This is a genomic window from Kitasatospora sp. NPDC059327 (assembly GCF_042752535.1).
In the GTDB taxonomy this organism is placed as follows: Bacteria; Actinomycetota; Actinomycetes; order Streptomycetales; family Streptomycetaceae; genus Kitasatospora.
In genome coordinates this window covers 223,898-233,737 of sequence record NZ_JBHYYB010000005.1, presented here as the reverse complement: position 1 = coordinate 233,737, position 9,840 = coordinate 223,898, and the positions used below count along the sequence as shown (strand labels likewise).

Annotated in this window: 9 protein-coding genes; 4 read left to right on the top strand and 5 right to left on the bottom strand. The window is 74.6% G+C overall.

Features of this window, described 5'->3' with window-relative positions:
* Window positions 1-125 precede the first annotated feature (125 nt).
* The gene (locus tag ACFXHB_RS05660; RefSeq protein WP_380572372.1) at window positions 126-791 is read right to left on the bottom strand and encodes an NADPH-dependent F420 reductase; all 666 of its coding nucleotides are present in this window, start codon (window positions 789-791) and stop codon (window positions 126-128) included.
* Between the two features lie 308 nt (window positions 792-1,099).
* Here ACFXHB_RS05660 and ACFXHB_RS05655 point away from each other — a divergent pair, with 308 nt between their 5' ends.
* From ACFXHB_RS05655 to ACFXHB_RS05645, 3 genes are all read left to right on the top strand, one after another.
* Window positions 1,100-2,608 carry an MFS transporter gene (locus ACFXHB_RS05655; RefSeq protein WP_380572371.1) on the top strand — a complete coding sequence of 503 codons (1,509 nt, stop codon included), beginning with the start codon at window positions 1,100-1,102 and terminating at the stop codon, window positions 2,606-2,608.
* A gap of 49 nt (window positions 2,609-2,657) precedes the next feature.
* Entirely contained in the window at window positions 2,658-3,992 is a 1,335-nt protein-coding gene (locus tag ACFXHB_RS05650; protein ID WP_380572370.1) for a cytochrome P450, read from the top strand.
* 109 nt (window positions 3,993-4,101) lie between these two features.
* Window positions 4,102-5,178: an L-tyrosine/L-tryptophan isonitrile synthase family protein gene (locus ACFXHB_RS05645; protein WP_380572369.1), complete on the top strand. Its 1,077-nt coding sequence runs from the start codon at window positions 4,102-4,104 to the stop codon at window positions 5,176-5,178.
* On the opposite strand, the gene ACFXHB_RS05640 is transcribed toward ACFXHB_RS05645, so the two are convergent.
* From ACFXHB_RS05640 to ACFXHB_RS05625, 4 genes are all read right to left on the bottom strand, one after another.
* A complete protein-coding gene (locus ACFXHB_RS05640) occupies window positions 5,163-5,975 on the bottom strand; it encodes an ABC transporter ATP-binding protein (RefSeq protein WP_380572367.1) in 813 nt (270 codons plus the stop codon). The two genes, ACFXHB_RS05645 and ACFXHB_RS05640, sit on opposite strands and share 16 nt — an antisense overlap.
* Window positions 5,972-7,051 carry a FecCD family ABC transporter permease gene (locus tag ACFXHB_RS05635; protein WP_380572366.1) on the bottom strand — a complete coding sequence of 360 codons (1,080 nt, stop codon included), beginning with the start codon at window positions 7,049-7,051 and terminating at the stop codon, window positions 5,972-5,974. Before ACFXHB_RS05635 ends, ACFXHB_RS05640 begins: the two co-directional genes overlap by 4 nt.
* 3 nt (window positions 7,052-7,054) lie before the next feature.
* Window positions 7,055-8,146, bottom strand: a complete 1,092-nt coding sequence (locus ACFXHB_RS05630; RefSeq protein ID WP_380572364.1) for an ABC transporter substrate-binding protein — start codon at window positions 8,144-8,146, stop codon at window positions 7,055-7,057.
* Between the two features lie 167 nt (window positions 8,147-8,313).
* On the bottom strand, window positions 8,314-8,667 hold the full coding sequence (locus tag ACFXHB_RS05625; protein ID WP_380572363.1) for a VOC family protein: 354 nt from the start codon (window positions 8,665-8,667) through the stop codon (window positions 8,314-8,316).
* Between the two features lie 152 nt (window positions 8,668-8,819).
* Between ACFXHB_RS05625 and ACFXHB_RS05620 the strand changes: the two genes are divergently transcribed.
* Window positions 8,820-9,665, top strand: coding sequence for a helical backbone metal receptor (locus ACFXHB_RS05620; RefSeq protein ID WP_380572361.1), 846 nt, complete (start codon window positions 8,820-8,822; stop codon window positions 9,663-9,665).
* The last annotated feature ends 175 nt before the right edge of the window (window positions 9,666-9,840 follow it).

Below are 9,840 nucleotides of genomic sequence, written 5' to 3'. Positions count from 1 at the left end.
CGCACACCCCGGCCCGCGCCGCCGACCGACGAGGGCGGCGCGGGCCGGGGCGACCCGGCGTCGGCGCGGCGTCGAGTGACCGATCGCGCCGCCTGAGGCACCCGGGGCGGTCGCGCCCGCGGTCGTCAGGCCTGGGCCCGGAACGACGCGGGCCGCTCGGGCGAGGCCTCGGCCAGTGCCTTGACGACGGCGTCGACACCCTCGCGCAGTCCGTAGACGGGGGTGTCCGGCTGCTGCCGCCAGGACTCGTCCAGGCCGCCCGCGTCCACACTGTCGAAGCCCAGCTCGTCGATCAGCGCGCGGACCACGCGCTTGGCGGCCTCGTCGTCGCCGGCCACCGGGAGCGCGAGCCGGTCGGGGGCGCCCTGCGGACGGGGCCGCTCCAGGAGGTCCTCGGCGTACGTCCCGTTGAAGGCCTTCACCACCGGGTGCCCGACGTGCTGCTCCGTCCAGCGGCTCTCGGGCAGCCCCTCCTCGATGGCCGCGATCCGCCCGTCCCGCTGCTGCGGGTAGTAGTTGCCGGTGTCGATCACGACGAAGCCCTCGGCCGCTCCGTCGAACAGGCCGGAGGGCAGGTCCGGCACGTTCTTCAGCGGCACCGTCACCACCACGACCTCGGCGCCGCGCGCCGCCTCCCCCACCGTGACCGGCGTGGCTCCGGTCTCCTCGGCGAGCGCGGTCAGCGTCTGCGGGCCCCGCGAGTTGGCCACGGACACCTCGTGCCCGAGGATGGTGAGCCGACGGGTGAGGTTGCCGCCGATGTTGCCCGCGCCGATGATGCCGATCTTCATGATGATCCTTTCGGTCCTGCCGCGACCGTGCGTCGTGCCTGGCTGCAACCCCGGAACGGGCACGGCTATTTCCGCCGGGCCGCGCGCCGACCGGCATGATCGATCGGTGCCCGGGACGACCCTCATCCCGATCGGTGACGGTCGGAACAGGTCTAGATCGACCACGATCGGCCATCGCGGCCACATTCCGGCCAACCGGGAAATTCCTTCACCAGTTCGGAACCGGAGCTCTGCCGGCTCCGACTGCTGTACCGGACCCCGCCGCCGGGGCGGTGTCCGCGACGGCACCGGGCAGCGGAGGAGAACCCATGGCAGCGCGACAGGCGCCGGCCCGCAGCGGGCCGGGCGACGGCGCGGCACAGCCGCCGGACCGGTGGATCCTGGTCGTGGCGGCCGGACTGCTCTCGTTCGTGGCCATGCTCGACATGAACGTCGTCAACCTGGCGCTCACCGACATCGCCGAGGGCCTGCGGGTCTCCTCCACCACCGCCCAGTGGGCCGTCCTCGGCTACCAACTCCCCCTGGTGGCCCTGCTGCTGCCCGCCGGGCGCTGGCTCGACCAGGTCGGCACCCGGTCCGCCCTGCTGCTGGCGGTGAGCTGCTTCGCGCTCTGCAGCGTGCTCGCCGCGCTCGCGCCGTGGGCGGGCTGGCTGGTCGCGGCCCGGCTCGCGCAGGGCGCCTTCGGCGCCGTGCTGTTCGTGCTGATGCCGGTGCTGGCCGCCACCGCCGTCCGGCCGGAGCTGCGCGGCCGCGCGATGAGCGTGCCCGCCACCCTCGGCCCGCTCGGCGCCGTCACCGGTCCGGTGATCGGCGGCCTGCTGCTCGACCACGTCGGCTGGCGGGCCATCTTCCTGGTCAAGCTGCCGGTCTGCCTGGTCGCCCTGCTGATCGCCCATCGGCACGCCCCGCGCGGCGGGCGGCTGCGGCTGCCCGACCGGGGCTCGCTCGGCGACGCCGCGCTGATCGGCTCCGCGGTGGCCGCCGTGCTGCTCGGGCTGACCCTCGCGCCCGACGCGCCCGGCTTCCTGCTGCTCGCCCTGCCCGCGGCCCCGCTGGTGCTGCTCTGGCTGCGCCGGCCCGGCGGACGGCCGGTCGCGGCCGTCCTGCGCACCCCCGGCGTCGCCGCCCTGGACGGCTCGGTCCTGGCCTTGGCCGCCGGCTTCGCCGCCACCCACTACCTGCTCGCCCAGCACCTGCGCCGGGACGACGGGATCACCGCCACCACCACCGCGCTGACCATGCTCGCGTTCCCGCTCGGCATGGTGCTGGCCGGCCGCTTCGGCGGCCGGCTGGCGGACCGCTGGGGCGCCCGGCCCACCGCGCTCACCGGCGCCACCGTCACCGCCACCGGTCTGCTGCTGCTCGTCCCGCTGGACGCCGGCTGGACGCCCGCCGACATCTCCTGGCGGCTCGCGATCGCCGGGGCCGGCATGGGCCTCAACGGCGGTCCCGTGCAGGCCCTGGTGATGAGCGCCGCGGCGGCGAAGCAGCTGGCCACCGCCGGCTCCGCCGTCCAGCTCTCCCGCAGCCTCGGCTTCGCCCTCGGACCCGCCCTCGGCACCGCAGCCGCGCTGGCCGGCGGCGCCGGCACCGCGGCCGTCCGGGCCGGGCTCGTCCTCGCCACGCTGGCCGCCACCGCGGCCGTGGCCCTCCTCGCCCTGCACCACCGCACCACCCGCAGTACCCGCAGCACCCGCAGCACCGGCAGCACTGGCAGTACCGGCAGTACCGGCACCAAGAGCTCCACCGGCGCCGAGAGCGCCGCGAGCACCCGGAGCGCCGACAGCTCCGCGGGCTCCCCCCGCTCCGGCACCTGACGCCGCACCGTCGCACGCGCACCACGAACCCCGACCGGAGGACCACCGCATGACCGACACCGTCCACGATCCGACCGCGGACAGCCCGGCGGACACCCCGCGCTGCCCGTTCGGACACGGCGAACTCCCCGACCCGGTACCGCTGTACGGGCCGGAGTACAAGAGCGACCCCTATCCGCTCTACCGGCGGATGCGCGAGGCCGGACCGGTCCACCGGGTGCGGTTCCCGAGCGGGATCGCCGCCTGGCTGGTGACCGGCTACCGGGCCGCCCACGAGACCCTCAACGACCCCCGGCTCGGCAAGAACCACGCCCTGGGCAACGAGGGTTGGCGCCGGCTCGCCTCGATCATGCCGGAGCCGCAGCACTCCCAGCTCCAGGTCCACCTGCTGCACCAGGACCCGCCGAAGCACACGCGGATGCGCCGACTCGTCCTGGACGCCTTCGCCCCGCGCCGGGTGGAGTCCCTGCGCCCGCGCGTCCAGGAGCTCGCCGACGCCCTGGTCGACGAGCTGCCCGAGACCGGCGGCGCCGATCTGGTGGCCGGCTTCGCGGCCCACTACCCCTTCCGGGTCCTCGCCGAAGTCATCGGACTTCCGGCGGAGCTGGCCGTCCGCTTCGACCGCGACTGGGGCAAGGTCGTCCAGCCGGTCGGCCCGCAGGACCCGGGCCGCCCGGCCTACGAGGGCCGGCTGCGTGGCCTCCAGGGCTACATCGCCGACGTGGTGGCCCACAAGCGCGCCACCCACGACCCCGCCGGGCCCGACGTGGACCTGCTCGGCCGGCTCGTCGCCGCCTGCGACGCGGGCGAGTTGACCCCCGAGGAGCGCGACTCGATCGTGTTCCAGCTGCTGGTGGCCGGCCAGGAGCCCGTCACCAACCAGATCACCACCATGCTGATCACCCTGCTGCGCCACCCCGACCAGCTCGTCCGGCTGCGGGACGGCATCGCCTCCGACCCCACCCTGCTCACCCGGGCGGTGGAGGAACTGCTGCGCCACGACGCCGCGTTCGAGCTCACCACCTGGCGCTTCTTCGCCGCGGACAGCGACCTGTACGGGACGACCGTCCCGGCCGGCGACTCGGTGATCGTCTCGCTCTGCGCCGCCAACCGCGACGAGGACCGGTTCCCGGACGCCGACGTCCTCGACTTCGACCGCACCCCCAACGCCCACCTGGCCTTCGGCCACGGCATCCACTACTGCCCCGGCGCCGCCCTGGCCCGGCTCGAACTCCAGATCGCCCTCGCCACCCTGCTCACCCGGCTGCCCGGGCTGCGCCCGTCCACCGAGGACGGCGACGGGATCGACGCGCTCACCTGGGTACCCGCCGTCCTCGCCCGGGGCGTGAACCGCCTCCCGGTCGCCTACGACAAGCGGGCCTGACCCCCCACGGCTCCCCGGCACCACCGCTGACCGGCCCGGCGCCCATCGCCGGGCCGTGGCTCCCGCCTGCCCCGAAGCCCGCACACCGTTCGTCCCGTGGAGGACCACCATGCCGCCCGCCGGCGTCGCCACCGATTCCCCGACCGACACCGCCGCCCAGTCCGGCACCGCCGCCCACCCGGGCACCACCTGCCCCGACACCGCGCGAACCGCCCCCGCCCGACCCGGCACCGACCGACCCGGCACCGCCCGGCGCCCGGCCGCCCCGGACCCGCGGTCCGTGCCGGGGATCTGCGCCGCGATCCTGGAGCTGCTGCTGCCGCACCGCCGCGCCTCCGACCCCGAGGTGAACGCCACCGCCGCCGACTTCCCGCTCCAGCTGGAGCAGTTGGCCGACTTCGTCGCCGTCGGCGACCCGATCGTGTTCACCCTGCCCGGCTTCCCCTGCAAGTCCCCCAACCTCGCCAAGGTGCTCAGCCATCTGCCCGACGAGGGCGAACGCCTCTCGCTCACCTTCCTCGACGGGCTCTGCGAGCGGATCGGCGCGCTCTACGAACCGGGCGCGCGAATCCTGATCTGCTCCGACGGCCACATCTTCGGCGATCTGATCCACGTTCCCGACGACCACATCGACCAGTACTCCGACGCGCTGTCCGCGATGATCACGCAGGAGGGGTTGGGTCACCTCGCCACCTTCGACCTGCGGGCCGTCCTCGGCGACCTGCCGTTCGACGAGAAGCGGGCCCGGGTGCACGCCCAGTACGCGCCCAGCAAGGAGGAGTTGCGCGAACAGGTGCTGACCGACGAGGAGACCCTGCGGCTCTACCGCGGCATCACCCGGTTCCTCACCGAGGACACCGCCGGCTTCACCGGCACCCGCTCCGCCCTGCAGCGGGACTGCCGGCAGCGCGCGTACGGCGTCATCCAGCGCAGCCGCGCCTGGGGCGACCTGATCGCCGAGCAGCACCCCCGGTCCTTCCGGCTCTCCATCCACCCGCAGCGGGTCGGCGTGGCGAAGTTCGGCATCCGGCTGCTGGAGGCCGCCGACGCCTGGATGACGCCGTGGCACTCCGCGGTGCTCCACCGACCGGACGGGCGGTGGGAGTTGCTGCGCAGCGCGGAGGCCCGGCAGATCGGCCGCCTGGTGGAGCGTGACGGCCGACCGAGCCATTACGAGACCGTCTGACAGGTCGGCGGCCCCGCCGAGGACGACGCGGGCGTGCGGTGGTCGAACGCGATCAACGGGTCACCCGTGAGCGGGTGTTCGACCACCGCCGCCCGCACGCCGAACACCTCGGCGAGCAGCTCGGCGGTCAGCACGTCACGCGGCGCCCCGGACGCCACCAGGGCGCCGCGGTGCAGGACGTGCAGCCGGTCGCAGACCGAGGCCGCCGCGTTGAGGTCGTGCAGCGCGATCAGCGTGGTGCGGCGCTGCTCGCGCAGCAGGCCGAGCAACTCGACCTGGTGCCGGACGTCCAGGTGGTTGGTCGGCTCGTCCAGCACCAGGACGTCCGGTTGCTGGGCCAGGGCCCGCGCCAGCAGCACGCGTTGGCGCTCCCCACCGGACAGCTGGGCGAACCGGCGGTCCGCGGCGTCCGCCATCTCGACCCGCGCCAGGGCGTCCGCGACCAGGCGGTGGTCCTCGGCGTCGTCCCCCGCGAAGGCCCGCTTGTACGGGGTGCGGCCCATCGCCACCACCTCGCGGACGGTCAACTCGAAGTCCCCGCCACGCTCCTGGGGCAACGCGGCGATGTGCCGGGCGGACTGCGCGGCGGTCAGCTCGGCCAGCTCCCGGCCGGCCAGCAGAACCCGCCCGGCGCTCGGCCGCAGATGCCGGTAGACGGTGCGCAGCACGCTGGACTTGCCGCTGCCGTTCGGACCGACCAGCCCGGCGATCTCACCCTCCTTGGCGACCAGGTGGACGCCGGCCACCACCGTCCGTCCGGACAGGGTGACACTCAGATCCTCGACCGCGATCCTCAATTCCGCTCCAGTCGTCGGTCCAGCAGGAAGAGCAGGGTGGGCGCGCCGAGCAGGGCGGTGACCACCCCGATCGGCAGCTCCTGGGTGTCCAGGGCGGTCCGGGCGAGGGTGTCGACCACCACCAGCAGCACCGCCCCGGTGAGGGCGGACAGCGGCAGCAACCGGCGGTGGTCACCGCCGACCAGCAGCCGGCAGACGTGCGGCACCATCAGCCCGACGAAGCCGATCGCGCCCGAGACGGCGACCAGCACACCGGTCAGCACACTGGTGACGACGAAGACCTCGCGACGCAGCCGGATGACGTCCACTCCGAGCCCGGCCGCCGTCTCGTCACCCATCAGCAGCGCGTTCAGCCCCCGGGCACGGGCCTGCAGCACCGCCAGCCCGAGCGCCACCGCGATCGCGGGGACGACGAGTTGGCCCCAGACGGCGCCGCTGAGACTGCCCATCAGCCAGAACAGCACACCCCTGGTCTGCTGTTCGTCGCTGGTCTGCAGGACGAGGTAGCTGGTGAAGCCGGCGAGGAACTGGCCGATGCCGATGCCGGCCAGGACGAGGCGCAGCGGCGAGAACCCGCCGCCGCGCCGGGCCATCAGCCAGACCAGGGAGAACGCGGCCAGGGCTCCGAGGAAGGCGGCCAGCGAGATGGTCAGCCCGATCGCGCTGCCGAAGGCCAACTCCAGGCCGAGCCCGCCGCCGAGGACGATCACGGCGACCGCGCCCAGCGAGGCGCCGGAGGAGATCCCGAGCAGATAGGGATCGGCGAGCGGGTTGCGGACCAGCGCCTGGACGGCCGTGCCGACCAGGCCGAGCCCGGCCCCGACCATCGCCGCCAGCAGGGCGCGCGGGACGCGCAGTTGCCAGACGATGAGGTCCCGGGTGCCGGGCTCGGGCGGGTGGCCGGTGAGCCGGTGGGCGACCACCGACCAGACCTCGCCCGGCGGGATGTCCACCGACCCGAGCGAGACGGCGGCGGTCAGCGCGGCGACCAGCGCGAGGGCGAGCACCACGGCCAGCGGCCCGGCGCGCAGCGTCCCCGTCCGGCTCCGCCTGCCGGTGACGGCGGCCGATGCCACGGTCTACTGGCCGTTCTTGACGAGCGTGGGGTGGACGGTGGCCGCGATCTGCCGGACGGTGTCGGCGTTGCGCACCCCGGCGATGGTGGTGACCTCGGAGCCGATCCGCAGGAAGTGCCCCTCCTGGACGGCCTTCAGGCCCTGGGTCGCGGGGAAGGCCCGCAGGAAGGCCTCGGCGTCGTCGAAGGCCTTGCGGTTCTCCTGCTCACTGCCCCGGTTGCGCACCGCGAGCTGGATCCAGTCCGGGTTCTTGGCGACCACGTCCTCCCAGGAGGCCGGCTTGAAGTCGGCGTCGCAGTCGGCGAACACGTTGCGCGCGCCCGCCAGGGTGATGACCGCGTTGGCCACCTGCCGGCCGCAGACCGACATCGGCTGCTTGGTGCCGGCGTCGAAGTCGAACAGGAAGTAGCTCGGCCGCTGCTCGGCGGGCACGCCGGCGATCGCCGTGCGGACCTCGCCGACCTGCCGCTCCATCCCGGAGACCAGTTCCTCGGCCCTGGCCGCCGTGCCGGTCACCGCGCCGAGCCGGCGGATGTCCTCCTCGACCTCGGCGAGATCGGTGCGCGGCGCCTTGGCCGCCTTCGGCGTGCCCGCGCAGGCGGTGGACAGCAGCAGGACGTGCTGGATGCCCGCCGCCGCGAACTCCTCCTCGCTGGGCCCGGCGCCCGCCCCGCCCATCATCGGCATCGCGCCGAAGGTGTCCACGTAGAGGTCGGCGCCCGAGCCGAGCAGCTTCTCCTTGGCGATCACCTTGTCCCCCAGGACCGGCACCTTCGCGCCCTGCTCGGCCAACGCGGCCGGCAGGCTGCCCTTGCCCGGCGGGAACCCCGTCCCGACGACCCGGTCGCCCGCACCGAGCTGGAGCAGCATCTCCAGGCTCGCGGCGTTACTGGTGACGATCCGCTTCGGCGCCTGCTGGACGGTGGTCTCCCTGCCCTGGCAGTCCGCCACCTTGACGGGGAACCCGGCGGCGGTGGCCTGCCCGCCCCCGCCGGCCCGGTCGCCGCCGGCGCTGCTCCCCCCACCGCCGCTCCCACAGGCCGTGGCGAACAGGGCGATGGCGGCCGCGATGCCGCAGAACACGCGAGGGCGCATGGAACTCTCCTGGTCAATGGTCGTGCTCGGGCCCGTCCTGCGAGCCCGGACCAGGTAGTCGGCCCCCGCGCCCGCCCGGTTCCCGCGACTTTTCCGTCGACGGACCGGGCGTTCGGTCGATGATCTCGGCGCACCCGCGGCTCGTCACCCCCGGCGCGCCCACGCGGTCAGGCCGGCTGCCACAGCTCGATCCGGTTGCCCTCGGGATCGGTGACCCAGCCGAACCGGCCGACACCCGCCATGTCCTGCGTCTCCTCGGCCACCTCGGCGCCCCCCGCGCGCAGTTGCGCGAACATCGCGTCGAGGTCGCGGACCCGGAAGTTGAGCATGACCTGCTGGGAGCGGGACCCGAAGTAGTCCGTCCCGGACTCGAAGGTCGCGAACACCGTCGGCCCGGCCTCCTGACGCCACAGGCCGTGCTCGTCGGCGTCCAGGCCCAGCCGGTCGCGGTACCACGCACCCAGCGCGGCCGGGTCGGCGGCCCGCAGGAAGTATCCACCGATTCCAAGTACACGTTCCATGGCCGCCATCCTGCCAGGACGCCGACCCGGCGGACCGGCACCACACCATCGCCCCGCACCCGCTCCGCTTCGATCACGCCCGGGCCCGACCGGGACCCCGTCCCGGCCCCGCTCCCCGTCCCGGTCACCGTGGAACTCGTTAGGGTGGCCGGATGGCCTCCCCTCGCGCCCATTCGTCCGACCCACCGTCAGAAGCCCCGTTCGGGCGCGCCGTCCGGGTGGACGACCTCGGGCTGCCGGTACCGGGCGGCGCCGGCCCCGTCCGACGGGTCGTGTCGTTGGTGCCCTCCCTGACCGAAGCCGTCGCCGCCACCGCCCCCGGCCTGCTGACCGGCGCCACCGACTGGTGCAGCCACCCCGCCGACCTGGCCGTCACCAGGATCGGCGGCACCAAGAACCCGGACGTCCGGCGGATCACGGCCCTCGCCCCCGACCTCGTCATCGCCAACGACGAGGAGAACCGCCGCCCCGACCTCGACGCGCTGCGCGCCGCCGGCCTGCCCGTCTGGGTCACCGACATCCGCACCCTGGACCAGGCCTTCGACTCCCTCCACCGGCTGCTCACCATCGGCTGCGGGCTCGCCCGCCCGACCTGGCTGGACGCCGCCGAGGCCGCCTGGGCGGACCTCCCTCCCCGGCCGACGCCCCGGCGTGCCGTCGTCCCGATCTGGCGCCGACCGTGGATGGTGCTCGGCCGCGACACCTTCGCCGGCGACCTGCTCCGCCGCCTCGGCGTCGAACCGGCCCAGGCCGATCACGCCGACCGCTACCCGGCCGTCCCCCTGCCCGAACTCCTCGCTTGCGAGCCAGAGTTGATCGTCCTCCCGGACGAGCCGTACCGCTTCGGCGCGGACGACGGCCCGGAGGCCTTCCCGGGCATCCCGGCGGCCCTGCTGAGCGGGCGCCATCTGACTTGGTACGGGCCGTCGTTGGTGGAGGCACCCCGGCTGCTGGCGGCACAGCTCGCCCGGGCCCGACCGGGAACCGCCCGGGGCTGAGCGGGCGCGGCGCGGGGACCGGCCGACAGCGGGAGCCCAGGTACCGGCACGGCGATCACATCAGCCGAGGACGGCCACCTCTCGGTCGGCACCGGCACCGGCACCGGCACCGACCGGAGCCTCGTCGACGACCAGGATCGGCCGCGTACGCCGAAGGGCCCGGTGGAAACGGCGA